This window comes from Paenibacillus sp. Lou8.1, from assembly GCF_024213565.1.
GTDB classification, from domain to species: Bacteria; Bacillota; Bacilli; order Paenibacillales; family Paenibacillaceae; genus Paenibacillus; species Paenibacillus polymyxa_B.
In genome coordinates this window covers 15,991-42,364 of record NZ_JANAVN010000016.1, presented here as the reverse complement: position 1 = coordinate 42,364, position 26,374 = coordinate 15,991, and the positions used below count along the sequence as shown (strand labels likewise).

27 protein-coding genes and 1 riboswitch are annotated in these 26,374 nt (G+C 46.2%); of the genes, 2 read left to right on the top strand and 25 right to left on the bottom strand.

Annotated features, from left to right (window positions below; all coding sequences use genetic code 11):
• Positions 1 to 39: 39 nt before the first annotated feature.
• Positions 40 to 1,302 carry a D-alanyl-D-alanine carboxypeptidase family protein gene (locus tag NLX78_RS21180; RefSeq protein WP_254351443.1) on the bottom strand — a complete coding sequence of 421 codons (1,263 nt, stop codon included), beginning with the start codon at positions 1,300 to 1,302 and terminating at the stop codon, positions 40 to 42.
• A gap of 206 nt (positions 1,303 to 1,508) precedes the next feature.
• Between NLX78_RS21180 and NLX78_RS21175 the strand changes: the two genes are divergently transcribed.
• Positions 1,509 to 2,231: a protein-glutamine gamma-glutamyltransferase gene (locus NLX78_RS21175; protein ID WP_254351442.1), complete on the top strand. Its 723-nt coding sequence runs from the start codon at positions 1,509 to 1,511 to the stop codon at positions 2,229 to 2,231.
• A 92-nt stretch (positions 2,232 to 2,323) separates the two neighbouring features.
• Here the strand turns inward: NLX78_RS21175 and ytfJ are convergent, their stop codons facing one another.
• The 20 genes from ytfJ to NLX78_RS21075 all read right to left on the bottom strand — a co-directional run bounded on the left by ytfJ (position 2,324) and on the right by NLX78_RS21075 (position 21,932).
• Positions 2,324 to 2,815 (bottom strand): GerW family sporulation protein, encoded by a 492-nt coding sequence (ytfJ, locus tag NLX78_RS21170; protein WP_254351441.1) that lies wholly within the window; start codon positions 2,813 to 2,815, stop codon positions 2,324 to 2,326.
• Between the two features lie 166 nt (positions 2,816 to 2,981).
• Complete coding sequence (locus NLX78_RS21165; RefSeq protein WP_061829235.1) at positions 2,982 to 3,695, bottom strand: DUF2953 domain-containing protein; 714 nt, start codon at positions 3,693 to 3,695, stop codon at positions 2,982 to 2,984.
• Between the two features lie 166 nt (positions 3,696 to 3,861).
• A complete protein-coding gene (gene scpB / locus NLX78_RS21160) occupies positions 3,862 to 4,473 on the bottom strand; it encodes an SMC-Scp complex subunit ScpB (RefSeq protein WP_013310766.1) in 612 nt (203 codons plus the stop codon).
• Positions 4,442 to 5,236, bottom strand: coding sequence for a segregation and condensation protein A (locus NLX78_RS21155; RefSeq protein ID WP_103048712.1), 795 nt, complete (start codon positions 5,234 to 5,236; stop codon positions 4,442 to 4,444). The genes scpB and NLX78_RS21155 overlap by 32 nt, the downstream gene beginning before the upstream one ends.
• A 173-nt stretch (positions 5,237 to 5,409) precedes the next feature.
• Positions 5,410 to 5,874, bottom strand: coding sequence for a 6,7-dimethyl-8-ribityllumazine synthase (gene ribH / locus NLX78_RS21150; protein WP_250268717.1), 465 nt, complete (start codon positions 5,872 to 5,874; stop codon positions 5,410 to 5,412).
• A 79-nt stretch (positions 5,875 to 5,953) separates the two neighbouring features.
• Positions 5,954 to 6,637 carry a 3,4-dihydroxy-2-butanone-4-phosphate synthase gene (gene ribB / locus NLX78_RS21145; RefSeq protein ID WP_302057459.1) on the bottom strand — a complete coding sequence of 228 codons (684 nt, stop codon included), beginning with the start codon at positions 6,635 to 6,637 and terminating at the stop codon, positions 5,954 to 5,956.
• 60 nt (positions 6,638 to 6,697) lie between these two features.
• Complete coding sequence (gene ribE, locus NLX78_RS21140) at positions 6,698 to 7,363, bottom strand: riboflavin synthase (RefSeq protein ID WP_254351440.1); 666 nt, start codon at positions 7,361 to 7,363, stop codon at positions 6,698 to 6,700.
• Between the two features lie 330 nt (positions 7,364 to 7,693).
• A riboswitch (FMN riboswitch) is annotated at positions 7,694 to 7,867 on the bottom strand.
• 68 nt (positions 7,868 to 7,935) lie between these two features.
• Positions 7,936 to 8,403 carry an IDEAL domain-containing protein gene (locus NLX78_RS21135; protein WP_039271008.1) on the bottom strand — a complete coding sequence of 156 codons (468 nt, stop codon included), beginning with the start codon at positions 8,401 to 8,403 and terminating at the stop codon, positions 7,936 to 7,938.
• 219 nt (positions 8,404 to 8,622) lie between these two features.
• Positions 8,623 to 10,911: a thiamine pyrophosphate-dependent enzyme gene (locus NLX78_RS21130; RefSeq protein ID WP_061829238.1), complete on the bottom strand. Its 2,289-nt coding sequence runs from the start codon at positions 10,909 to 10,911 to the stop codon at positions 8,623 to 8,625.
• Positions 10,911 to 11,924 (bottom strand): 2-oxoacid:acceptor oxidoreductase family protein, encoded by a 1,014-nt coding sequence (locus tag NLX78_RS21125; RefSeq protein ID WP_254351439.1) that lies wholly within the window; start codon positions 11,922 to 11,924, stop codon positions 10,911 to 10,913. The genes NLX78_RS21130 and NLX78_RS21125 overlap by 1 nt, the downstream gene beginning before the upstream one ends.
• A 251-nt stretch (positions 11,925 to 12,175) precedes the next feature.
• Positions 12,176 to 12,610: a peptidylprolyl isomerase gene (locus NLX78_RS21120; protein ID WP_013310775.1), complete on the bottom strand. Its 435-nt coding sequence runs from the start codon at positions 12,608 to 12,610 to the stop codon at positions 12,176 to 12,178.
• Between the two features lie 163 nt (positions 12,611 to 12,773).
• Positions 12,774 to 14,141 (bottom strand): diaminopimelate decarboxylase, encoded by a 1,368-nt coding sequence (gene lysA / locus NLX78_RS21115; RefSeq protein ID WP_061829240.1) that lies wholly within the window; start codon positions 14,139 to 14,141, stop codon positions 12,774 to 12,776.
• A gap of 110 nt (positions 14,142 to 14,251) precedes the next feature.
• Positions 14,252 to 15,937: a spore germination protein gene (locus tag NLX78_RS21110; protein ID WP_254351438.1), complete on the bottom strand. Its 1,686-nt coding sequence runs from the start codon at positions 15,935 to 15,937 to the stop codon at positions 14,252 to 14,254.
• A 26-nt stretch (positions 15,938 to 15,963) separates the two neighbouring features.
• A complete protein-coding gene (locus NLX78_RS21105) occupies positions 15,964 to 16,386 on the bottom strand; it encodes a stage V sporulation protein AB (protein ID WP_039271000.1) in 423 nt (140 codons plus the stop codon).
• The gene (locus tag NLX78_RS21100) at positions 16,383 to 17,036 is read right to left on the bottom strand and encodes a stage V sporulation protein AA (protein WP_039270998.1); all 654 of its coding nucleotides are present in this window, start codon (positions 17,034 to 17,036) and stop codon (positions 16,383 to 16,385) included. The genes NLX78_RS21105 and NLX78_RS21100 overlap by 4 nt, the downstream gene beginning before the upstream one ends.
• A gap of 176 nt (positions 17,037 to 17,212) precedes the next feature.
• Entirely contained in the window at positions 17,213 to 17,968 is a 756-nt protein-coding gene (sigF, locus tag NLX78_RS21095; RefSeq protein ID WP_023989213.1) for an RNA polymerase sporulation sigma factor SigF, read from the bottom strand.
• Positions 17,969 to 17,979: 11 nt separating this feature from the next.
• On the bottom strand, positions 17,980 to 18,435 hold the full coding sequence (gene spoIIAB, locus NLX78_RS21090; protein ID WP_039270996.1) for an anti-sigma F factor: 456 nt from the start codon (positions 18,433 to 18,435) through the stop codon (positions 17,980 to 17,982).
• Entirely contained in the window at positions 18,432 to 18,785 is a 354-nt protein-coding gene (spoIIAA, locus tag NLX78_RS21085; RefSeq protein ID WP_013310782.1) for an anti-sigma F factor antagonist, read from the bottom strand. Before spoIIAA ends, spoIIAB begins: the two co-directional genes overlap by 4 nt.
• A 96-nt stretch (positions 18,786 to 18,881) precedes the next feature.
• Positions 18,882 to 20,075, bottom strand: a complete 1,194-nt coding sequence (locus NLX78_RS21080; protein WP_250268720.1) for a D-alanyl-D-alanine carboxypeptidase family protein — start codon at positions 20,073 to 20,075, stop codon at positions 18,882 to 18,884.
• A 213-nt stretch (positions 20,076 to 20,288) separates the two neighbouring features.
• A complete protein-coding gene (locus tag NLX78_RS21075; protein ID WP_254351437.1) occupies positions 20,289 to 21,932 on the bottom strand; it encodes a glycoside hydrolase family 55 protein in 1,644 nt (547 codons plus the stop codon).
• A 204-nt stretch (positions 21,933 to 22,136) separates the two neighbouring features.
• On the opposite strand from NLX78_RS21075, the gene NLX78_RS21070 reads away from it, so the two are divergent.
• Complete coding sequence (locus NLX78_RS21070; protein WP_039270991.1) at positions 22,137 to 23,348, top strand: O-antigen ligase family protein; 1,212 nt, start codon at positions 22,137 to 22,139, stop codon at positions 23,346 to 23,348.
• A 124-nt stretch (positions 23,349 to 23,472) separates the two neighbouring features.
• Here NLX78_RS21070 and NLX78_RS21065 read toward each other — a convergent pair whose 3' ends face one another.
• The 4 genes from NLX78_RS21065 to fur all read right to left on the bottom strand — a co-directional run bounded on the left by NLX78_RS21065 (position 23,473) and on the right by fur (position 26,326).
• The gene (locus NLX78_RS21065; protein WP_209947348.1) at positions 23,473 to 24,297 is read right to left on the bottom strand and encodes a purine-nucleoside phosphorylase; all 825 of its coding nucleotides are present in this window, start codon (positions 24,295 to 24,297) and stop codon (positions 23,473 to 23,475) included.
• A gap of 72 nt (positions 24,298 to 24,369) precedes the next feature.
• The gene (gene xerD / locus NLX78_RS21060) at positions 24,370 to 25,314 is read right to left on the bottom strand and encodes a site-specific tyrosine recombinase XerD (protein ID WP_039270986.1); all 945 of its coding nucleotides are present in this window, start codon (positions 25,312 to 25,314) and stop codon (positions 24,370 to 24,372) included.
• A gap of 105 nt (positions 25,315 to 25,419) precedes the next feature.
• On the bottom strand, positions 25,420 to 25,662 hold the full coding sequence (locus NLX78_RS21055; protein WP_069289838.1) for a YqzK family protein: 243 nt from the start codon (positions 25,660 to 25,662) through the stop codon (positions 25,420 to 25,422).
• Positions 25,663 to 25,828: 166 nt separating this feature from the next.
• Positions 25,829 to 26,326, bottom strand: coding sequence for a ferric iron uptake transcriptional regulator (fur, locus tag NLX78_RS21050; protein WP_039270985.1), 498 nt, complete (start codon positions 26,324 to 26,326; stop codon positions 25,829 to 25,831).
• Positions 26,327 to 26,374: the final 48 nt, after the last annotated feature.

The following is a 26,374-nucleotide window of genomic DNA, read 5'->3' as shown; positions in this document are numbered from 1 at the left end:
AATGATGTGACACGTCCCAGCTCTAATTTCCTGCTTGCCCTAGGCTCCAAACAAATTTTTTAGGATTTCGTTCCATCTGCTCGTCCAACCTTGTTGCTGAGTATTGTTCGCAGGATCTTGTGCAGTTGGAGCCTCTTGCTGTGGATGTACGGTACTTTGAGCAGGCAGCTTACTACCTTTTTCATACACAGGAACAGAACCGATAAGTTTACCTTCCAATAGGAATTCGACCCGCCCTCGTAAGCCAAAAGATACGTCCGCTCTGTCTGCAGAAGCAGAATTTTTATACAACACCAGTCTTTTGTGCAACTGGGTCTTCTCACCATCATGTAAAGGATAGGCAAAGCTTGTACCTGTTAATAGTGGGTAACCATCGATAGGTTGCTGCTTGTCCGTAATCGGGATGAGCGGATAATATCGGAATCCGTAATCAAGCATACGTGCATGATCGTTCCAATCGTCCCCGTCATTCAAGGTAACGGCAGCGAGCTGGCGACCGTCCCGTGTGGCAGAGCTGACCAGACAGCGAAACGCTTTTTTGGTAAAGCCTGTTTTCACACCGTCAGCTCCCTCATACAGCCGCAGCATTTTGTTTTTGTTGTGCCATGAGTAGTCCCAAGAATCGTTGGGATTCGGTGCTTTTTTCAGTTCTGTTTTTACGATACGGGCAAAAGTTGGATTATGCAGCGCATAAGCAGTTAGCCGGGCCATATCATTGGCTGAGGAATAATGTCCCTCGGCATCCAGCCCGTGAGGATTAGCAAAATGTGTATGGCTTAGCCCAAGCTGAACCGCCTTGTCATTCATCAAATGGACAAATCCCTCTTCCGTCCCCCCCACATGCTCAGCAATGGCAGAAGCGGCATCATTACCAGAACGGAGCATTAAGCCGTACAGCATATTTTCCAGCGACATTTGTTCACCCATTTGCAGAAAAAGCGAGGACCCTTCTTTGGCATACGCGGTTGGACTCACCTTTACCCGGTCCTGCAAGCGTCCATGTTCAATGGCCACGATTGCAGTCATAATCTTGGTCAGGCTGGCAATACGTAGCTCCCGGTCACCCTCGGTAGAATAAATGATTCTTCCTGATGTGACATCAATTAAAGAAGCAGCCTGTGCATGGGTTCCTAATGCGGGCGGCGTTGCTTCTGTTTTTATCGCTCCCAGAACGGGCCGTGGACTCAGCAACGTAAGCGGTAATGACAAAATAAGCAGAAGCACCAGCGGCAAAACAAATGCGCGTGCCTTATTCAAAAAATGGCTGTGGTCCGCGTGAATGTGTTGCTTTTTTTTAAACATTTGGATTCCTCCGGTTTTGAGCAAGTCTTGTACCATTCTATGTCCAAGCTGTTCAAAGTATGTCCACCTTTATAACAGAAAATTCCTTTACGGGACAGCCATTAGCCGCTCTCTTTTTGCTTTCTTTCTGCATAAACCAAGCAACTTGCCCTCCCGAGTACATATATATTAGTTAGCAAAGTTAAATATGGATCGGGGGTTACATCATGCTGCGTCTCCAGTTTGAAATGATTTTAAGATCACGGATTGTAGAGTCCGCAGAAGCATTGCATCGAAGCGGTGTATCCTTTGCCACTTTTGCTACCGCACGTTGCAACCAGCAATTTTGGGATTTAACGGAAAAGGGTGGTTTTCAGATCAAAGCAGGTGTCACTCCGGCAGAGGGGATCAGAGACATTTTTTTAAACGGTCATCAATACGCTTTTGAATGTGCAACATCTATGGTTATTGTGCTGTACAAAGGAGTGCTGGATTCCATTCTGGAAAGTGAGTTTAATCGGATTTTTGCAGGTATGCTGCTGTATGACTGGCATTATGACAGTGACCTCAGGCTCATACAGCAGCAAGGGAGTCATAAAGCAGCTCCTGGCGATATTCTGTATTTCAACAATCCGGATGTGTCATCTGAAACATTGGAATGGAAAGGAGAAAATGTCGTTAAGCTGAAGGAAGACTTGTTTTATGGACATGGGATTGGCATCTTGCCGGCGAAGGGTATTATCGATTCCCTGAATCAACATCGTCGGCCGGAAGCCACGGTATCTGCTTATTTGACGAATGAAGTGGTCTATCCGGACTTCATCTACTTATCGCAGTTCGCTACCGAAGGAATTCGGAAAAATGAATTGTCGCTGCATACTTTGTATCACCAGGAATACAGTCACCGTATACATGCTGTCATTGGGGGAAGGCAGTATATTCTGGGATAGGACCAAGTGTAAGCAGAAAAGAAGGTATTCCTTAGCCTATACTCGGCTTTGGGATACCTTCCGGAGAGAACGCATTTCATTTCCAATGACTTTTACAAGTAAGCCGGTCCAGAATTACTTTGATCAATATTAATATCTACAGGTACCTGTGGAGGTGGAGTCTGCACGTTGCCGCCTGTATTCTGGAAGATAGACTGAACCTTATCAATCAGGTATGGGGTAGAGTCAATGAGTTTCTCAATCAGATGCGTTTGATTGTCCAATGGAACGATTTGTGCCCCCTGTTTGCCAACAACCAGAAAAGCAATGGGATGAATAGATACACCACCACCGCTACCGCCACCAAAAGGATGAACTTCCTTCCCGCTATGATTACCGGAAGCCGAGGAAGTATGAAGTGCCTCTTCGTCTACGTTAAAATCACTTCCCCCGGCAGCGAAACCAAATCCTACCTTACTGATTGGCAAAATAACGGAACCATCGGGTGTTTCCACCGCGTCTCCCACAATCGTATTCACGTCTACCATGGCTTTGATGTTTTCCATTGCGGTTTGCATGAGCCCTTGAATCGGGTGATCTGACATGATTAATTCCTCCTCTGCTTATCTCAAGCGTAGATTGCCTTTTCTTTCGCTATTGTGCGCAAGGGTTCAAGGAAATATGTATGTCATCCGATTCGGTTATGTCTTAATCTGGAGGACACTGAAATCCCAAAGTTCAGAAAGATTAAGTTTCACCACACTTCATTGTTTATCTTTCATTGTTAGCTTGAAGATCTTCATTTTTTTTGAAAAAAACCCGCTTCCATGCCTCGGGTCCACCCGGAACGCGCCATATGCGGTAAGCTAAGATGAGCATGGAGAAAATTAAATAGCCGAGCGATACGTTTGCTTCACAGTTCAAAGTGGTGGTAAAACGCAAGCGATCCACCCAATACGGCACAACATACAGCTTAGGGGTACAATCCATGCGCACAAAGCTGGAAGCAAAACCGATCAAGGTCGTTTTTAATCCCCACAAAATACCGGTTGAGGTAGCTGTATAAGCCGCGTCAGCAAGACTAATGTTGGTGGACCACTCCATTTTGGACATCGTCACATGTGCCAATGTATGTCGCAACCATCGATTGAAGGATTTCGTTCCCTTGAGCAAAACCCGTATATCATATATAAATTGCTTGATTTTTTCTGTATCAATATTACCGCTATCCACGGAAGCATCCGTTTTATGTATGTTTTTGTTGCGATCAAGCCGATAGAGAAGCCCTTTTTTCAAACCTGTTATGAGAATGGCCGGAACATCGTAATTTATTTTAATCATCCCGTATAGAAATCTGATCTCTAGATGCGCCCGATCATCATTGTCATGTTTGGCAATATCCAGCTTCAATCGAATACGAGAGAGCAGAATAGCCAGCACAAGTAATATAACGACGATGATGGCGATACTGATCCATTTCCACACTGGCGAGTCCTCCCTACCTTTTTGCTATAAATATCATGGCAAAAATAGTATGACCGTTCGCCGGAAAATCATGCATCTTAAATACCAACAGCCAGCCCCTAAATACTTGAGGACTGGCTGTCTATTTGAAATTTTACATAAGTGAGCCGCAAGATCCGGATGAACTTTATTGGGATTCAAGATCCAGATCGTTGGCTGCAGGCTGGCTGCTCTCCAGACGCTCGAACAATAATTGAGTCTCTTCCTCCAAATTGTCCGAATCTTCGAACAACTCCGGTTGTGGTAGATCTGCCAAAGAGCCCAGACCGAAATAATCCAAAAATGATTTCGTCGTTCCGTACAATATTGGCCGTCCGATGGCTTCAGCTCGACCTTTCTCTTCAATGAGCTCCTTGTTGACCAGTGTATGTATGGCCCGCTCGGATTTGACCCCCCGAATCTCTTCGATTTCAACTCTTGTAATGGGCTGGCGGTAGGCCACAATGGCCAGCGTCTCCAAAGCAGCTTGAGACAGTGAGGCACGTGCCGGAGAGTATGCGAGCTTTTCAAAGTAAGGTGCATGTTCGGATAAAGTTGCAAGCTGATAATGACCGGCAATACGGACAAGTTGCAGGCCTCTTCCCCCCTGCTCCATGTCCTGCTTCATATCTTCCAGGCACTGTTCAACCAGCTCTTGCTGCTGCTCTACAATGTCGGCGATCTGCTTGGTGGACAACCCTTCCTCTCCTGCGAGAAACAGCAGTCCCTCAATAATTGATTTCAGCTTCAGATAATCCATTAACCCGTAAATCCCCTCTCCACTCCATTACAATATCATCGAAAAGCTTCTCCTGATAACAGAAAATTTGCTTCATTTTCATCAGTTCAAGGATAGCCAAAAAGGTCACAACCACTTCATGCCGATACATATCCTCATGCATCAGCTTGGAGAACAGCAGCCGTCCTCCATTCCCCACCATCTCTAAAGCTCCAATAACTTGCCGGATACGATCCTTGACTGATATTTCATCCCGATGAACACGGGTTACCGTCGTACGTCGTTCTGCTTTGCGCAAAGCACGCTGAAAGGCCGCAACCAAATCGCTTGCATGCAGCCCATGCACCGGATTTGCGGGTTCAGTGGGCAGGAATGCGCTTAGATCTTCTGGCTCCTTGCCATAAATTAGACTCCGCTCCCACTCACGTTCACTTAGATGGCGAGCAATCCCTTTATATTTACGATACTCCACCAGCTTGCGGACCAGTTCCTCACGTGGATCATAATCCTCTTCCTCATAAAAATCCAAATCGTCATATTCCATCACAGGTGGCTTGGGAAGCAACAATTTACTCTTAATAGATAAGAGCGTCGCCGCCATCACCAGAAACTCGCTCGTAATGTCCAGTTCCAGCTCCTGCATACTGTGCAAAAAAGCCATATACTGATCAGTAATATCGCTAATCGGGATATCCTGAATGTCGATCTCGGCTTTATCAATCAGATGCAACAGTAGATCCAGCGGACCCTCGAATGTTTCCAGCTTGTAATTTACGACTGTCAATGTGCTTCCCCCTGCCTTACTCCAATCATCATTCAACAATACCTTTCCCTATAGCACTTATGCTCTACGTTATCAATCCCTCTTTCTGTAGTATATACGTCATCGCCTTGCTTAACAATCCAATCCCTTTTTCACCTTGCAGTTTATAGCGTTCTATTCAGCTATTCCTATCATTAAAATTGCTTGCCGAGATTGGCCATTTCAATCGCAGCCAGTGCAGAATCCCAACCTTTATTACCAGCCTTTGTACCTGCTCGTTCAATAGCCTGTTCAATGTTTTCTGTAGTCACTACACCAAAAATAACGGGCACTCCCGTTTTCAGGCTGCTCGCTGCCACACCCTTGGCCACTTCATTGCAGACGATATCATAATGTGAAGTAGAACCACGGATGACCGTACCCAGCGTAATTACGGCATCATATTTGCCGCTTGCAGCCATTTTTTGTGCAATCAGTGAAATTTCAAATGCACCCGGTACCCAGGCTACATCAATTTCATCTTCCTGTGCACCATGTCGTTGAAGTGCGTCAATTGCGCCGCTTAACAGCTTGGTCGTAATAAACTCATTAAATCTGCCTACCACAATACCATATTTTAAACCGTTCGATATGAGATTACCTTCTAGAAAACGTGCCATGTTTAATCAACCTCTCTTAGTTTAATTATTTAGGGACTTCGGACAATACTTCAGATTTACTTGGAACCAAGATGTATTTTTACAATGACAAACGACGACGGTAGTCCACCAAATGCTGAATACTGATCAGCTTCAATTGATGTCGCTTGGCGACCACTGCCAGATCAGGCAGGCGGGCCATTGAGCCATCTTCCTTTATAATTTCGCAAATGACCCCAGCAGGCTTGAAGCCACTGAGTCGGGCCAGATCAACAGCCGCTTCAGTGTGACCAGCACGCTGCAAGACACCACCATCGCGAGCAATCAGCGGAAACATGTGACCAGGCTTGCGGAAATCACTGCCTGTGACTGCTTCGTCTGCCAAGGCGCGTACAGTCAAGGAGCGCTCGGCCGCTGAAATACCCGTTGTTGTCTTCATATGATCTACCGATACCGTAAAGGCAGTACCGTGGAAATCTGTATTTTGCTCTACCATAGGATGCAATTCCAAGGCCTCGGCTCTTTGTCGTGTGATTGGCACACAGACCAACCCGCGACCCTCTGTAATCATGAAATTAATGACCTCAGGCGACGCTTTTTCAGCCAAAGCGATAAAATCGCCTTCATTTTCGCGCTGTTCATCATCCACTACAATAACGACTTTACCGTTTTTTAAGTCCTCCAACGCTGCTTCGATGGAATCCAAACGAATCTCTTCGTCATGTTCCAACTCGCCATGCTCTATGACGTTTGCCATTGCACTTGTTTGGCTACCTCTATCCATAACACTTTCCTCCTTATGTCTTGTGCCACGAATGCTTCTAAACAGGCTTACCCTTCAATATCAGGCAAAGCCGTGTTTCGCCAAATAGTCCAAACTGAGAGGAGCTTCTTCTACTATCTCCGCCTCCGCTGCACCTCTGTAATTTAAAAGCTGTTCTACATATTTGCCCAAAATATCGCATTCGATATTGACGGTATCTCCCTCACGTTTGGCTTGTAAGGCCGTTTCGGATAAGGTGTGGGGAATAATGGATACGGCAAAGGTATCTCTCGTACGCTGTGCGACTGTGAGGCTGATACCATCAATTGTGATTGACCCTTTGAGAAGAATATATTTAAATAATGTTTTATTTTTAGGCTCAATTTCGAACACAACTGCATTCTGATCTGATGTTACCCCGCGAATCGTTCCCGTCCCGTCCACATGTCCTTGCACGATATGTCCTCCGAACCTTCCGCTCGCCGCCATCGCTCGCTCCAGGTTGACTCGGCTGCCTGATCTCAACTCTTTCAGATTACTGCTGCGAAAGGTTTCCGGCATCACATCAACCTTAAAGTCTTTCGTACCGATCTGTATCGCCGTCAGGCAAACGCCATTCACTGAGACACTGTCTCCTATTTTCAAATCGCCCAACACCACGGAACCCGAAATCCCCAGCACCATCGCTTCACCGCTTTTGGAAATAGTTTGAATGCGACCCACTTCCTCGACCAATCCGGTAAACATGCCTTCACTCCTTTCCACTACATTTCAGTTTATCCCTAATTCATCAGCTATAAGCGCAAAAAACCCCCAGTTCGGATTCAATCCGTCATGGGGGTGATGAGAGTCACATTTGTAGTATACAAGCGCAGTTCATATGCATCTTAAGACGACATGAAATCATAGGTTTGCCAATAGAAAGCATGACTGAGGATACAACCAAATACGCTCTGAACACCATCAAAAAGAAAGCTTAAGCAAGCTATCGCCCGATGCTGTCCTACAACGAAATAAGCCGTACGCACAATTGGGTATGCTAAAAATCGGCACATGTCACGTCATGCACATGCGCTTCGTATCCTTCTCCCATCCAGACTATACTGTCGGTCCCGGATTTGCACCAGGTCCACCTTCTGCCGATCATTCAGCATCCGGGTCACGGACTAAGCCATGCTGTTTCTCACAAAAACGGTCCACAAACATGTCATCACCGCCGGTGGGGAATTTCGCCCCGCCCCGAAGGATCTTGCTCTTATTTAATTGAATTAACATTAAACTTGTTACGTATATTAGCACCGACTTCTAAAAAAAGCAAGTTATCTAATAGAAGCTCCTGCTTTGGTTTTGACATATTGGCTGGAGAGTTCTTCAAACCAGGTTTTATCATTCATATGAAGCGCCAAGTCAATCAGATCGGCCAGTTCCTCGACTCCCAACTCTGTTGCATGATCAAAGGTAATTACGGCTGAAGCAACCGGTCCCCGTCCTTCCTCAGAACTTGCTTCATAATCCAGTCGCACATCAACATGTCCGTCAATAAACTCGCATTTCAGAAAATAAATAATTTCGCACATTAAAATGGGGCGTACCTGTGTTTCTAACACGCAATCCATCACCTTGGCAGAATAATGCTGGTTCGTCAGCGTGAATTTGTGTTCTGTCGCTGCCAACGATGCCCGTCCAAAATCATCCGTAAACTTTAGCTCCACTGGCTGGATGTTCATAACCTTAGGGATCTGCTTCTTTATAATTTCGATTATTTCAACTGTATTCAGCTTAATCATTACCTGCACCTCATTGCATCTTAAAATTCAGAAGAAAACTTTTTAACGTGCCTCTTATAGGCCTCCACTCCTATATCGGAAATCATTACCTGTTTTTTTATGCTTCAACCCATAAACGACAAAAAAGATTCTTTGCGCAATAAACGCAAAGAATCTTGATTGAACCACTACAGTAACAGCGGCTAACAATGTTAATCGATGATTATGCAAAAAACGTAATTATAGCTCTGAAATTTCATGTTTCTTTTTCAGGATAGTCCAGCGACGCTCAATCTCCTGCTCAAAGGTAGCCAGCGTAGCCTCCTCCTTGAGAAGATGCTTCGTTTTACCCATTAATTTCAACCATTCAGCAGCTGGAATCCGTTTTCCCTTGTCTTCCGGATTGTACGTAATTGTCGTACTGCCTTGCTCTATTTCGTACAAAGGAAAGAAACAAGACTCGACTGCAGCGCCCACAATGCTGGTGCCCAGTCTGTCATCAGATTTCCAATTCAGCGGGCAGGCGCACAGGATCTTACCATAGGCCGTACCCACGTTGTTCGCATACCATTGAGCCTTGGCTGCTTTGCGCAGCATATCCTGCGGATGACTTTCAGCTGCTGTAAAAGCATACGGAATGTTACAAGCAGCCATGATTTGTACGGTATCCTTGTGATGTCCTTGCTTTCCTTTTTGCATTTTCCCTACACCCGACGTACTGGTCATGTGACCAACCGGAGTGGAGTATGATTGCTGTGAACCTGTATTCATGTACCCTTCGTTATCATATTCCAGCATGATCAGCTTATGATTACGCAGAGCCGCACCAATCGCAGAACCCATACCTATATCCATCCCACCGTCACCACTGATCATGATAAAGGTCGGATCGTCCGACATTTCAATTTCATTACGGCGCTTCATTTCCATATAAGCTTCCAGCGCTCCTGAAAGTGTAGCGGCCCCGTTTTGAAAAAGATTGTGGATCATCGGTTGTTTGTGTGATGTATATGGATACCCTGTCGTCGTCACATAAACGCAGCCTGTCTGGAACAACACGACAATATCCCCTTCAATACCTTTGAAAAACAGTTCCAGCGCAGACAATGCCCCACATCCTGGGCAAGCCCCGTGACCTGGTGTAAGACGGCGTGGTTTGGTTGTCAACGACCGCAGGGGTGGCACCTTGACTTTGAGCTTCCCGGTCGCCTCGTCCGGCGTAACCTGAATCAGGCCCGTACGGTATGCATTGCCACGTGGCGGCTGCATAACTTGCGGCATCACCTTGTCCGGTGAACCCGGATTAATACCGTAATAATCAAAGGGCTTCTCCGCTCGTCCGGCCTCTGCCGCCTCAATCGCAAGCTGGAAGAACGCCTCTGCATCTTCCGCATAAAAATCCTTGCCGCCCAAGCCAAAAATACGGCTCAACACGAGTGTCCGATTCAGTGGGTCCTCCTGCAAGGCCGCCTTAATTTCATGCGTTAAATTCCCGCCGTCTGCCCCATACGAGTCTGCACGTTCACCTACCAGCAGCGCCTTGACATCACGTAAGGCTTCCCGCAGTTGTGCGGCTGGGAACGGTCGGATGATATTCGGACGTATCACACCAGCTTTAATTCCGCGCGCACGGAGTTGATCCGCCACATCCTTAGCCGATTCAGCCGCCGAATTCAACAAGAATACCGCGACCTCAGCATCCTCCATTTGATACAGATCTAAAATCGGGTATTCCCGACCGGATAAAGCGGCATATTCTGCTGCTACCTGCTCATATACTCCTTCTGACAGCTTCAGTGCTTCGGACAGCTGAACATGATTATTCGTCAGGTCATCACCGTTCATATGCGCACCTACGGTAACAGGATGATCAAAATCAGTAATATTCGGATAATTTAAGTTCGGGTTAGGACCTACAAAACCGCGCACGGTCTCAGCATCTGCAAAATATTGCACTTTACGTTTTTGATGGGACGTATAAAAACCGTCATATGCAACCATTACAGGTAGCCGAACATCGCTATGCTCTGCGATTTTTAGTGCCATGATGTTCATATCATACACAGCCTGTGGTGTACTTGCCGTCAAAATGACCCAGCCTGTATTCAAACCATAGTACAGATCCGAATGATCCCCGCGAATATCCAGGGGACCACTGACAGCTCGTGTCACCAGATTCATAACCATTGGAAAACGGGTACCTGACTGAACAGGTAACTGCTCCAGCATGTACAGGAAACCTTGCGAACTAGTGGCGTTCACAACCCTCGCTCCCGCTGCGGCAGCTCCATAACAAATCCCTGCCGATCCGTGTTCTCCGTCTGCTGCAACCAGCTTAATATTATGCTGACCTCTCGTTCTCATCTGATCCAAATACTGCGCTACCTCAGTAGATGGAGTAATCGGGAAATATCCCATCATATGATAATTAATCTGCGCAGCCGCCGTAGCTGCCATTTCATTACCGGATTCGAACGTTGTCACTTGCGCGGCGCCTGTCTGTTTGAGTTCTTCCTCCAGTTTTGCCATTACGCACGCCCTCCTTCATATACCGGAAATTGGTAGGCAACTCGATTCCGTTCCGCCCATCCCCATTGCTCCCGACGCGAGCTTAGTGCCCCCGATGGGCAAATATCTACACATTTCAGACATCCTTTGCAATACTGGTAATCAATCCCTTGCAAAAATGGCGTCATTCTTCCGCGTTTGTCTGCCTGCTCTTCCCATACAAAACAGTAATCCGGGCAAATCGAATCACACTTGGCACAATGGGTACATTTATCAGCTTCATATTCAGGCACATACCCCTGGCGTGAACCACTAACATCTCTCGTCATGCTGTTGCCCTGAGTCGCAATAACGCCCCCCAGTAGTTGCGTTTCGTATCCCAGCAGTGGCTGCGGACGTTCAAAGGCCCGATCCTCTGCGTCATCAGTAACTGGATATACGTGCAGTTCCATTTCCTCATACCCCCGGTTAAACGTACGGAGATTAGGTTCCACTAACAGTGGATTTTTCTTTTCAAAGGTACTGCGTATAACCGATCTCATCGCTTCCGGGTCCAGGAAATCACAGACACGGAACAAGGCACCGAGCATGGACGTATTTAGTTTGGTCCGCTCTTCCAGTGCGATGCCCATCGCATCCACCACCGCTAGTGTACCGGATACCAGTCCCAAATCAGCCCGTATTTCTTCTGCTGGACGCGTGGAATTAACCACTACAATCCCATCCGCTGGCAGTCCGCTGATTACATTTACCGTTTTGTATAACGTTTCATGGAAAATGCCTACCACATGCGGTTGCTCAATCGGACTGTGATCCCGAATATCGACCTCCGGCTCACAGAAGCGGACGAAGCTTTTAACCGGAGTTCCCTTTTTTTCCGAACCGTAGGACGAAAAATTTGAAGCATTCAGCCCCAGACCAAGCACCCCGGTTTCGGCCAACATTTTGCCAGCCAGATTAGCGCCGAGTCCACCAATGGATTCCAGCCGGATTTCAAAAAATCCGAGTCGATTTGTGCGCGTTAAAATAGACAATGTGATAAGCCCCCTTCTTTTCCAATCCTTACTGAGTTTGAATACTCATATAAAATAAATGGAAAATGCATTCTTATCGAAAGGCTATCACAACACTTACTTTTCGAATGTGATCTAACGCACTGTAATGCCTACATGATTGCGAAAATCAATAAACCGTCAAACAAAAGACAACAAAAGCCGCCCTGTCCAAAGACAGAACGGCTTAGGTGCAACGCTATTTGAAAAAGATCATGTAATTAACGGTAAAATTACACGTCAAATACTTTAACCTCTTTCATTTTGTCGCCTTGTTTTACAGCATCAATGAATTCCATACCTTTGGTTACTTTACCAAATACAGTATGTACTCCATCTAAATGTGGTTGTGGAGCGTAGCAGATAAAGAATTGGCTGCCACCTGTGTTGCGACCTGCATGAGCCATGGACAGAACGCCTTTGGCATGCTTTGTTGTATTCGTAGCTGTTTCACAGTCAATCGTGTAACCAGGACCGCCTGTACCGTTACCGATTGGACAACCACCTTGAGCAACAAAGCCCGGAATGACACGGTGGAAGCTCAAACCGTTGTAGTAACCGCTGTTTGCCAGCTTTTCAAAGTTAGCAACGGTGTTTGGAGCTTCTTCTGGGAAAAAGTCAATTTCAACGATACCGCCGTTTTCAAGATCTATTCTACCTTTTTTCATTGTTTGTATCTCCTTTTCAACCTGTTTTGAGAACTAAATAACATCAAGTTCCAGTTTACTATGAATTGCCGCGCTTAGCAAAGTCTTGTCCAAAAAAAAAGAGCCATTGTCCCCGGCGTATTATTACCGACTCAATGGCCTGCATGATCTTACAATTCTAAAATCAGGACGAAACGGTAATCTTGGCGTTGGGCTGAACCACCGGACTAGCTTGATCACGAATCAAGCGCTGTGGCACAACATCGTTGCGTACGATATCTTCGTAGGTTTCCCGACGCACTACCAACTCGGCCTCACCGTTGTTGACAAATACAACTGCTGGTCGACGTATTCGGTTATAATTACTCGCCATGGAGTAATTGTAGGCTCCGGTTGAGGCAACAGCGAGCAAATCGCCGCTATTTATACGAGGCAGCTCTACATCCCAAATCAGCATATCGCCGCTTTCACAGCATTTGCCCGCAATGGACACCGTCTCTTCGTTCGTATCCTGCGCTCGATTAGCCAGCATCGCTTCATACTTGGCCTGATACAGTGCAGGGCGTGGATTATCTGTCATCCCGCCATCTACCGAGACATATTTACGTACCTGCGGAATATCCTTGATGCTTCCTACCGTATATAAGGTCGTGCCTGAATCGCCTACAATACTGCGTCCCGGCTCAATCCAAATTTCTGGAAGTTCATCGTAAAGTCCTGAAAAATAAGTTTTCACCGCTTCGCCGATAGCCTGTACATAGGTTGATACTTTCAGTGGTGTGTCCTCTTCTGTGTAGCGAATGCCAAATCCCCCACCCAGATTAATCACTTTGAAAGAAAACTGAAGCTGTTCCTTAATTTCTCTGGAAAAAGCTGCAACCCGTTCAGCAGCCATTTGGAAGCCATTCACTTCGAATATTTGCGAACCGATATGAGAATGTACCCCCAGCAGGTTAAGATGGTCTAGCTTGATAGCCTGTTCCACTGCTTGGCGTGCTGTACCGTTTCCAATGTCAAAGCCAAATTTCGAATCTTCTTGACCTGTGGCCATATATTCATGCGTATGCGCCTCAACCCCTGGTGTAACCCGCAGTAAGATATTCACCTGCTGTTCTTTCTCGGAGGCAAGGGCCTGCAACAAATGCAACTCCATTTCGCTATCGACGACGAAGCAGCCAATTTGCGCATCTAACGCCATTTCAATTTCTTCCGGTGTTTTGTTATTGCCGTGGAAATGGATTCGCTCTGCCGGGAACCCTGCTTGTAGCGCAGTAAACAATTCTCCACTGGAAACTACGTCAAGTGACATCCCTTCTTCAGCAGCTAAAGCGCACATCGCCATAACACAAAACGCTTTGCTTGCATAAGCGACTTGAAACTTCAATCCGGTTTCACGAAAAGCTTCTATATACTCCCGGCAGCGCCGGCGGACTAACTGTTCGTCAACAATATATAGCGGTGTGCCAAAACGCTCTTTCAAAAGTGTTGTATCACAACCGCCGATTTCCAAATGTCCATTGCTGTTAATTTTACTGCTTCCATGCAAATACATGTTCTGGCGCCTCTCTTTCTGGAACAAGCTAGTCATATTCCATCGAATGTTTACACCAGTATAGCAAAAAAAACATCAAGAACAATGGATTTTTATGCAGATCATTTATATTAATGCTCTTGTCCATTGCCTGAGTTCGAATCTGTGTCGGCATCCGTATGGGGCATACGCGTATTGTCCCTCGTTTTGTTAGATGACGGGCGGTTAGGTGCATCTAGTACAGGCATGCGGAACAAGATGGAAGCTAACGCTTTGGCATTAAAAGGAATGAACGGCCACAAATACGAAGAATTATATGACCGATGCAGCGTCAGCATCAAAATGATCAGTGTCGTACCCACGACAAAGCCCGGTACGTGAAAAATTGCAACAGCAACCAGCAGGAATAGTCGAATCAGTCTATTCGCCAGCCCTAGCTCGTAGCTCGGTGTTGCGAACATTCCTATGGCAGCGACAGCCATATACAGCACGACCTCATTCACGAAAAGTCCCGTCTGAACCGCTATGTCACCGACCAGAATGGCTGCGATCAAGCCCATAGCGGAAGCCAGTGGTGTCGGAGTATGCACAGCCGCCATTCGCATAAGATCGACCCCTAGTTCCACGATGATAAACTGTGCAATCAGCGGAAGATGTGCTTCCTTTTGAGGACCGATAAAATCGAGAAACGCCGGTTTTAATTCGGGATTGATGACCATTAGCAACCACATGGGAAGCAGAAACATCGAGGCAAATATGCCTAAAAAACGTACCCAGCGCAAATAACTTCCCATAAAAGCAGTTTGCCGATTCTCTTCTGCATGCTGACACAAGTCAAAAAAAGTGGTAGGCAAGATCATCACGCTGGGTGAGGTATCGACGAAAATAACGAGCCTTCCTTCCATAATATGCGAAGCCACGACATCTGGTCGCTCCGAATATCGTACTAATGGATATGGATTCCAACCTTTATTGATAATCGTCTCCTCTAATTGCTTATCGGCCAGAGGAATACCATCCAAATTAACATTTTTAATTTTGTCTCGTACAGTATCCACCATCACCTTATCCACAATATCGTCAATGTAGCCCAAACATACGTCTGTTCGGGTTCGACGTCCGACCTGCATAGCCTCAAATTTAAGTCCTGGGTCCCGCAAACGTCGGCGCACCAAACCTACATTTGTAAGCATTGTTTCAGTAAACCCGTCGCGGGCACCGCGCACAACCCGCTCCAAAGAAGGTTCCTCCGGACTACGCACCGGATAATTACGAGTATCCAGAATAAGGGAAAAACGTTCGCCTTCCATGAAAAAGGCACTCATCCCTGTCAGCACCTTGTTAATGACGACAGACATCTTATCTGTCTTCTCCACCTGAATATGTGGAATAAAATTTTCGAAATACGCTTGTAGTCCATCCGAAGAGAGATTATCTGGCGTCAGATAGGTGAGACGCTTTAGCACTTCAAGCATGATCTGATCTTTCGCAAAGGTATTTAGGAACAGATATCCGGTATGACGCCCACCCAGTGTCATTTCCCTGAATACAACATCAAAGGTCTCCCCCAAACCTAATACTGTTTCAAGTGTATTCTTATTATCCTTCATCCTCGGCGATATATCATCTTCGGCCTGCCAGTAGCGAACGGACTCCTCTACGTTATCAGACCGCTCACTCTCTTTTTTGTGTTTAAAACGTGCAGATTCCTGCGCCTGCTTTTCCTTCCATGGACTCAACTCTTCTCCGTCAGTATGATATTCCTTTCCGTTTCCCCCGTCTTCTTGATGTTGCTCTTGATCCGCTCTGTGATCCATATTCCTTGCCCCCTTCGCTTTCGTTGTTAACGGTTGTATACAAACCAGTCAAATAAGGAACCCGTCACCTTTCCAAGCACCATTGCCATTAATAGGCCGAACATATACACGGTCATGTGGAGTCGCTTGGCGAGTATAGGCAGGAGATTCAATACCTCCGTTAAAGCCGCGGCGAGCAAACCAATAAACACTCCGCAAAATAACCCAGGTATCCATGTAAATATGCCCGGTAGTGGCAAGCAGATGTTCCAAAAATCGACCACAGTCCCCAGCACTGAACCTATAATCATTGCCTTTTCGTATGCACGTGATTTTTTATACGTACGGGTGAGTTGTGCTAATCGCGGCATGATATCCAGCACAATAAAAAAAGCAATTACACCGCTACCCACCGCAAGGCCCCCAGCAATACCTAAAATAATCTGAAGTGCAGCCTGTACAAATATCATGGTTTCTTATCCTTTGTGTGCAAACGGGCCATCTTTTCATACTCCTCTGCCACAACATACTGATCCACATTTTCCTGGTACAGATACATTTCCACCTCCAGCGGCGTCGGCTCCTCGTTCCAATTTTTCTTGAACAAGTGATTAAAAAAAACGATCATGCCAAAGCCGATGCCGATCGAGTAAGCAATTTGAAACAGGTACGGATGTTCATCTTTATGTCCCGTAATCATCTCCACAATCCGAACCTGTACCTCCATCATGCTAACGTCGGCATGAAAATTCATAATTGTCAGCGCAGAACCAAAAAACAGAAGCACCCATACCAAAACAAACAGTATTTTGGACGGCTTACGGGGTTTCTCCACGAGTTCCACAAGTACATGTGGCTTCCCGAGAGATTCAACTACGACCCCCGGAATATGATCTCTAATTTTTGCTATGATCTGCAGCATGTCTATCAGTATCAGATTACCGTCCTGGTGCTGCGGCCGCTTGAGAACAAGCTCAAGCAGATCCTTTTCCCATTCAGGATTAGTCAGCAGATGGGCTACATCACCCAAATGTAAATCCTGCCCTTGTATCATGCGAACACGGCTGCGGAGCCGCAAGTAGACAATAGGAGCTACTGTAGGAGCCGGACTATGAGTCATCCGATCCCCTCCTTATCCTCGTAATTATCGATTAGTATGGAACGAAGCGAGGAAACCTATTCTGTGTATTGTCTTTTATCCCACGCAAAAAAGAGTACCCCTGGCCATTAAAATGGCTTTGGAATACCCTTTTTAAATACGTAAGCATAAGGATTTCACTAAGATCCTGACTGTTATTATTGGGCAATCTGATCGCGGATCAGTTGTAAAATCTTTTTTTCCAGCCGTGATACCTGTACCTGAGAAATACCAAGCCGACTTGCAACCTCTGATTGAGTCTGATCCCGGTAATAGCGCAGGTACACAATCAACCGCTCCCGCTCAGATAGTCCGCCAATGGCTTCATTGAGTGCCAGCTTGTCGAACCACCTTTCCTGTGATTCGTCAGCAATCTGATCCATAAGTGTAATTGGATCACCGTCATTTTCGAACACCGTTTCGTGAATGGAGGTAGGCGGCTTATTGGCCTCCTGCGCAAAAACAACATCCTCCGGTGTCACTCCCAGCTCATCAGCAACTTCCTTGACTGTAGGCAGACGGTTGAGCCGTTTGGATAGCTCGTCTTTCATTTTGCGGACCTTATTGGCCGTTTCCTTCAAGGAACGGCTAACTTTGAGTGTACCGTCATCACGCAGGAACCGTTGAATCTCACCGATAATCATCGGTACTGCATATGTTGAAAATTTGACTTCGTAGCTGAGATCGAATTTATCCACCGATTTTAACAAGCCGATGCAACCAATTTGAAAAAGATCGTCAGGTTCATACCCCCGGTTCATAAAGCGCTGCACGACAGACCAGACGAGCCGGATATTACTATTGACCAGTGTCTCACGAGCCTCATTATCACCGGATTGACTCAGTGCAATAAGCCGCTTGACTTCCGCATCCTCCAAATAGCTGTGCGAAGTTTTTTTTCCTCCTGCTTCCATAGGATCAACTCCTAATTATATAAAGCTTTCTTGGATTCAATCCTTTTCTTCATCCGGACCGACGTGCCTCCGCCCGGCTCACTGACTGCTTCAAACTCATCCATGAAATTTTCCATAATCGTAAAGCCCATGCCGGAGCGTTCCAATTCAGGTTTGGACGTATATAGAGGTTGCTTGGCAAGTTCCAGATCTTCAATTCCTCGGCCTGCGTCCTCAACAACCAACGTAATCACGTCCGCTTCAATCCTGACTTTGATCGTTACGACACCTGACGGGTCGCTGTCATAACCGTGAATAATGCTGTTTGTCACCGCTTCAGACACCACGGTTTTCAAATCACTTAGCTCATCCATTGTGGGATCAAGCCTAGAAATAAATGCCGCGACAGCCACACGAGCAAATGCTTCATTCTCCGATTTGGCAGCAAACTGCAAGCTCATGAAATTGTTACCCGTGCCTTCTCTCATGACACTACCTCCAGTTCCGTGAGCGCATTTCCCTCGTTGTCATATATGGGCATGATTTTGAACAGCCCGGACATATCCAGCAGTCGGTGTACTGGCGGATTGACATCACAGACTGCCATTTTCCCGCCCTTTTGCTTGATCAATTTGTACCGTCCCAAGATAACGCCAAGGCCGGAGCTATCCATAAACTGAAGATTCTTCAGGCTGAGCACAATATGCTCGCATTGCCGACGCTGAATCGCCTCATCCATTTGCATACGGACCATGTCCGACGTATGGTGATCAAGCTCACCAGACAGCCTTACAATCAGTACCCCCCGGTGATGCTCCATTTCAATTTGCAGGTTCATGCTTACTCACTCTCCTCCCGGTCTTGGACAAGGATTTCTACGTAGCCGCAGACGATTCCTGCCCTCCGACAAAACTAGAAGAAAACCCCGTAAAATCTACAAAGAAAATAGGTTCGACATGGTACGTTTAAACAATTTCCACCATCCGGCCTTTTCGATAGCCACAGGCGAAATGATATTAAACTCCTTAAGACGTTGTCCATCCTGATAGACGACCAGCTTACCGATTGGGTCACCAGCCCGGACAGGAGCTTTGAGGCTTGGGGCCAGTTGTAATTCATGACGCAACGTTTGTTTGTTGCCACCTTTTTTCACCAGCACGCTGTAGGAACGATCAGCCTGAATTTTCAGCTCTGGCAATACGCCTTTTTCAACTTTTACGCTGCCCAGCAATTCACCCGGCTTGTATATGGATTTCATTGTATATTGAGAAAACGCATAGTCGAACATGGAAGATACTTCATTGTTGCGTATCTTCGTATTCGGCTCCCCAAGCACGACAGCTACGACGCGCAAGCCATCACGCTTCGCAGTAGCGGAAAGACAGAACTTTGCTTCTCCCGTATAGCCTGTTTTCAGCCCGTCTGCTCCAGTATAGAAACGGACAAGTTTATTCGTATTCACCAGCCAAAAGGGTTTGACTGAGGATTTGCGCAAATAGTCCTGATAGGCTCCCGTATATTTCGTAATTTGCGGGTATTTCAACAACTCCCGGCTCATAACCGCAATATCATGCGCAGAAGAATAGTGATTTTCTACGGGTAAACCGTTGCAATTGGCAAAATGCGTATCCTTGAGCCCGAGCTGCTGCACCTTGGCGTTCATCATGTCGACAAAAACCTGCTCAGACCCTGCAATTTTCTCAGCCATCGCCACAGAAGCGTCGTTGCCGGAAGCCATCGCGATTCCCTTCAGCATCTCATCGACCGTCATTTCTTCTCCCGGCTCCAAGAAAATTTGCGAGCCCCCCATTGAAGATGCATATTCGCTGGCACGAACTTTATCGGTCAGCTTAAGCTTGCCATCCTGAATGGCCTCCATGGTCAGCAACATCGTCATAATCTTGGTGATGCTCGCTGGAGGAAGCTTTTCACGACTGTTTTTTTCATAGATGACTGTGCCCGTATCTGCATCCATCAGGATCGCCGAGAGAGCCTGGGGAGCTAGCTCAGCCGCTGATCCCTCTTTGGTTTTGCTTTCAGGTATGCTTTCTTCGGCCCAACCGCCGACAGGGACGGCAGTCAAGGCTATAAGGCAAGCCAGGATGAACGCCACCACTTTTTTCTTCACAATCGGTTCCCTCCTCAACATATTGGCGTAAAGCACCGGAGCCCATTTACTGATCTCTCCGGTCTATTCGCGTGCTGCTAACCATTGTCGTCAGAATGAAAGAAAAATATTCCATATGGATAAAAACATCAAATAGCACCAAGCTGAGTCAGCATGGTGCGCATTTTCCAATATATAAAACGACAGAACATCTATCGTCTGTGAAATAATGGTTTAAATTCGGCTTACGGTGAGATATGTGATACCGCCACCCGGTAAAATATCCATTGTATTTTGACTAAACACCCGTATATCAATAAAAGAATTCGCTTCCAGCCTAAGTTCCATTGCTCCACTCAATGCACTATAGTTCAGTCCGCCGATAACCCTATCATCGAGATAGGCATAGGCGGAGCTCCCGGCAAGCTGCTCATCATTCAGGTGAAGTGCCAGCCGTGTGCGATTACCATCCACTTGAGGATCGGTCGAAATGTAGACTTGTATTCTGAATTTCCCAGCTCGCTTGGCTCGCCATCGGCTATTCGCCGCGTCGAATTCAATCAGCTCATCATGGTTGATTTGATTGAACTTTACCTTCTGCCAGCTACCTGCGGGGAGATTTTGCCTTGCTCCCAGGTAGGCTTTAACAAAGGTTTCGTCCAAATGCTCAATTCCGTTGTTCGAGTATTTCTCGACCAGCAGCAAAGCCTGCCCTGTCCCATTGTTCTCGTCATAACGATTATTGCTATAGCTAAAATCCAAATGTGAGCGAAGTGTCACCTGCTGTGTGGAAGAGCTGCCAGAGAAAGAAATAAGCTGCTTTAGATTACGGGGATACCCTCCCACCTCGTCCACCAAAACTTTTTTGCCAATGACCACATCCACAAAATAGTTACATACGGATTGGGTGTCATCGAATTTGTCCGCTATCGCTAAAATGGAGTCACGCAAGGCCACATTTTTCGTTTCTTTGGTAGCACCAATTTGAATAAAAGAAGGCACTGTCATCTTATGCTCTCTGCTTAGTCCCTCAAACCAGCAGCCTATAAATTCAGCGTTCATAAAATCATTAATTAGAATGGGAATATCATTGGAACTTCCATCCTTAATGTGCTGGCTAGCCAAAAATCTGGCTCCGTTGGAGCTGTTCAGATCCAATGCCGTATCGTTCCCCAATGTAAAAAGCGCTATGCTAGTAAACTGTGAACTTCTATTCTGTAAGTGAATCCCTGTTTTATTGTAATTAATCTCCGTGCATTTAAATAAATTCACATCACTTTCGTAGCCCCAAAAAGCCGTTTCAAAATGCTCAATTAGGACGTTATCTAGGGCAACTCCGCCGCCCTTCCAATCCTGAATACCTAAAGTACCTTTGCCATAATATCCACGCTTCACTGACTGCGAAAACGGATTATTTAATGTGGATCTGTCAGCCCCCTCGTACCGGATCGATAAGTCATGAAACTGCACATTTTGAAATCCGCTAAACGATGGTAGACTTTCATCTCCAATTTGAAAACAAGGACCCGTACCATAATATTCAATCGACGTAACACCTTTGCCTTGTCGGTATCTGCCCTTATGAATGCCAAAAATGCGCACACCCTGCTTGCGAATCTGTAGGGTAGAGGTTATTTTGTACCGTCCACTGGGGATGTGAAGAATGGAATAATCGGGGGTCTTATTAATCAACTCCTGCAAAGCTGCCGTGTCATCCTGAATACCATCACCAGCAGCTCCAAACCAACTTACGTTTACACTGCGTTCAATGAATTCTTTTTCAATGGTTTTAAAATTTTCATTTAATTGCTGCGGCGTTAAGTCTTTGCCTGTACCACTCAAATTCAACTTCAAACGGTCTGTAAAATGATCCGCCACCCGAACACCCCCAGGTTTAAAAACGTAAAAAGTTCCTTTTCAACCAAGCCGAAGAATTCTTCATTTTCTTAGCATGGACTGAGTATATGCACAATAGGGCTTGCTCTAGGCTTGAGAAAAATGAAAATAAATATTTTATTATTATTGTACAAGAAGATACGTTTTGTATATTATAGATACATAATGTATCTAGGTGGTGAAATCGTGAAACATGTACTTACCGTAGCTGGTTTACTGGCTTTTTCGATTCCTTATGCTTGTCAGGGTTTGTCCCCCAGAGTTATCACGATTTCCCTGCTTATTCTGTTGTTCAGCTATACCATGCTACTACCTTCACTCAAGTCATTGATCGCAACCTTAGTCGACAATCCGTTGCTGACTTTACTCATGCTGTACATCGCTGCCTCCTGTTTATGGGCTGAACAAGAGCAGACCTCTTCCTTGCTGATGGTTCTCAAATTTCTTGCCTTCTCTACCTTTGGGCTCTATTTGGTCACCCATTATACAACACAGGGCTGCATTCGCCTCTTAGTCGTTACGTTAAGTATTTTGAGCATCCTCAATCTACTCGCCGTTTTGCTCGTTCCCTCCTTTGCTATTCATGGTGGCGTAGAACATACTGGGCTATGGAAGGGCATCTCTGGTCATAAAAATACACTTGGAACTCTCTCTCTGTTAAGTTTTGTTTCACATGTTATTTACTTTTTCAGGGGTAAACATAAAGTTTTGCATATTGGCTTCATCTTACTCAATGCCTTATTGCTCATCGAGTGCCAATCTACCACCTCTTTGGTGCTGACATCTTCGCTCTTCGTATTTATTTTGTTTATATTGCTATTCAAGAGAATCCGAAGCATTGCATTACGTGGTTTCTTCATTAGCTGTTCCTGCTTGTTCGTTCTTTTGGGTTTGGTATTCATCTTTACTTATGGAGATGCGATTGCGTCGGAATTTGGAAAAACAACGACCTTAACTGGAAGAACGGAAATCTGGCAGGGGATTGGTGGTGCTATTCAGAGCCATTACTGGTTCGGACATGGTTACGGCTCCTACTGGGCAGCCCGGCCCAGTATCTATGCGAATGGAATTCGATTTGATCTGACAAGCAGCCATAGCGGTTTCCGAGATCTGTGGATCGATGTGGGCCTTACAGGACTACTGGCAACCATTACACTCGCCATAACCACTTTATTTAAATTCAGAATTGGTAAAGCAGATATGTATACATGGCTAACGGCAGCGGTTTTTTTCCTTTTTATCGTATTGAATAATATAACGGACAGCCGTTTCCTGAACTCGCTATCTATTTACTGGATTATTTTTATGGTTATTGTGATCAAGGTGCAAGAACGACATAAACTGGCTGTAGCAGAAAAAGCGAATTCAACTGCATTGAGCACACAGCCTCTTCATTAGGAGATCATACTCAGCTCAACCGCTGTATGTGAAAAAGAACCCCGTACCCACGCCAACAAAAGGCGTTCGGATACGGGGTTCTTGGGATATATGTCCACCGCTTCGGTTGAACATGATCCCCAATCTACATTTGTGGAATAATCGCTAGCACAAGTTTTAAAAATTGCTCACGTACCTTCTCTGCCGTCTCCATCACTTCACCATGGGACAAAGGTTGATCCAGAATGCCTGCGGCCATATTCGTGATACAGGAGAAGCCCAGTACCTCAATACCTGCATGACGGGCTACAATAACCTCAGATACGGTCGACATACCCACCGCATCTGCGCCCAGTGTACGCAGCATAACGATTTCAGCAGGCGTTTCATAGTTAGGGCCCAGCAATCCAGCATATACACCTTCTTGCAGGCTGAAGCCCTGTTGGTTAGCCGTTTGCTTAGCAATTTCACGCAAGCGGCGGCTGTACGCCTCCGACATGTCTGGAAAACGAACGCCCAGACCGGCATCGTTCGGTCCGATCAGCGGATTTTGTCCTGTCAGATTAAGATGATCCGAGATGACCATCAGATCGCCTGCTTCGTAGGAAGTATTTACACCACCTGCTGCATTCGTCACCAGCAGACTTTGAATCCCCAATTGCTTCATCACCCGAACTGGGAAAGCCGTCAGTTGCGGGCCATAGCCCTCATACATATGGAAGCGCCCTTTCATCATGACGACAGCGCGACCTTCAATTGTGCCTAACAGTAATTCTCCCTCATGACCTTCTACTGTCGATACAGGAAAATGGGGAATATCCTGATAAGGAATACTAATTCCATCCTGAATTAAATCGGCCAGAATACCGAGACCCGATCCCAGAATAAGACCAATCTCTGGACGTATTCCGCTTTTGGCACGGATATATTCTGCTGCTTCCTGAATTGTAGCTTGGTTGGCTGTTGACATTAGTATCTCTCCTGACTTGTACAATCGTAAAGTTATAGTCATTATCACATTTTCTATGAAAGTAAAGTATCGTTACGTTCGATCTTTGCTTTCATGAGAAGTGCGGTTGCCGCCGTGCGGGTGATGCTTCTCATATACTTCCTTCATATTCCGTCTGGCCGTCTGCGCATATACCTGCGTCGTTGACAGATCAGCATGACCCAGCATTTCCTGTACAGAGCGTAAGTCCGCTCCGCCCTCCAGCATATGTACCGCAAAGGAATGCCGCAGCGTGTGGGGCGTGATATCCTCGCTTATGCCTGCTTCCTGGCCATACTTCTTAATCATTTTCCAGAAGCCCTGTCTACTGAGACGCTGTCCAGATACGTTCAGGAACATGGCTTCCTGCTCTACCTGAGCTTCTTCACCCTGCCCGGATCTCAGCAATAATAGACGCTGCTCATCCATGTAGGCTTGTGCCCACTGTGATGCCTCACGGCTGATCGGTACAACACGCTCCTTGCCTGCCTCGCCGCCACAGTGCACAAAGCGCAGATCGGTGCGCACATCACGCACGTTAAGGGCAATCAGCTCCGATACGCGAATGCCCGTCGCATATAACAACTCCAGCATCGCCTTGTCTCGCCCCCCTTGCGGGACAGTCACATCTGGCGCGGCCAGCAAACGCTCTACCTCATCCTGCGTTAGCACCGAGGGCTTCTTTTTAGTCGCTTTAGGCAACTCCAGCAGAACGGACGGATCATGGATCGTAATTCCCTCCCGAATAAGAAAATGAAAAAAGGAGCGAATGGAGGCGACGCTACGTGATATCGTCGCCGCAGCTTTTCCCTGTTCCTTCAAATGGCCCAAATACAGTACCAGATGTGACCGTTGGACATTATCCGGCTGCTCAATACCACAGCTTTCTGCGAACTCGACAAACTGCTGTACGTCTCGTTGATACGCTTCCAAAGTGCTGCGCGACAAACCCTTTTCCTCTTCCATATATTGAGCGAAAGGTTGAATGTACATTTTCATGAGTTCCAAAAGTCTCCTTGTTCTGCATACAGCGGTTCAGTCTCAGCGTCTGCTTCTTCGTGTGCTGCCTTCATTTCATAAGCTCATCAAGACCGATTACTTAGACTATTCACCATACCAGTAAAAGAAACGTAAACGTTCCAACACTGCTATTCGATGCTCGGACCCTTCATTTACTTTTTGTCCGCCAAATACCTTAACTGCATGTCCTTCCGGTATTCGGTAATGATCTACAGGTGTTATCCAATCTGTAAAGAGCCTGAGGCTAAAAAAGAGCATACATGCCAGCACCCCGAACAAGATTACCAAACGCAGCCATTTTAGTCCTCTCCGCAACGATAGTACCATGTGAATCAGCCGCCTTTTCCCCAGAATATGGCCCTAATTAGGACTCTCTATGGAAGGGTATGACAAGCTATTCCTTTTTATACCGCTTAATCCCGAACAACAGATCCCGAACCAAAAAAGCTCTCCCGAACGCATCTTCGTCGGTGAGAGCTTGGGTAGTCAGCTTTTAGTCCTGAGATTTGTTTTTTTTGGATTTGCCCAAAGATTTCTGAGCGGTCGTATCGTTCTTCGCCTTACAACGATAACAAATACCGTGGAAGTCCAAACGATGATCCACTACGGTAAAATTATATTCCCGTTCCAGGCGCTCCTCCAATGGTCCAAGCCAATCTTCCAGTATTTCATCTACACTGCCACACTGCACACATATCAAATGGTGATGGTGATGTTTGGTTGTATCGCCGCGCAAATCATAACGCGCAACGCCATCACCAAAATTAATTTTCTCCACGACATGCAGTTCACTTAGCAGTTCTAGGGTACGGTATACGGTTGCCAGACCGATTTCGGGAGCTTTCTCTTTGACGAGCATAAATACATCTTCCGCACTCAGATGATCATCTTCGTTCTCAAGTAAAACTCTGACGGTGGCTTCCCGCTGAGGCGTTAGTTTGTAGCCCTGGGATTGTAGTTGCTGCTTAATTTTTTCGATCCGTGCTTCCATGTGTCTCCCTCCCCCTGCAAAGCTACTGCCTACTGCACTTTTTTCACT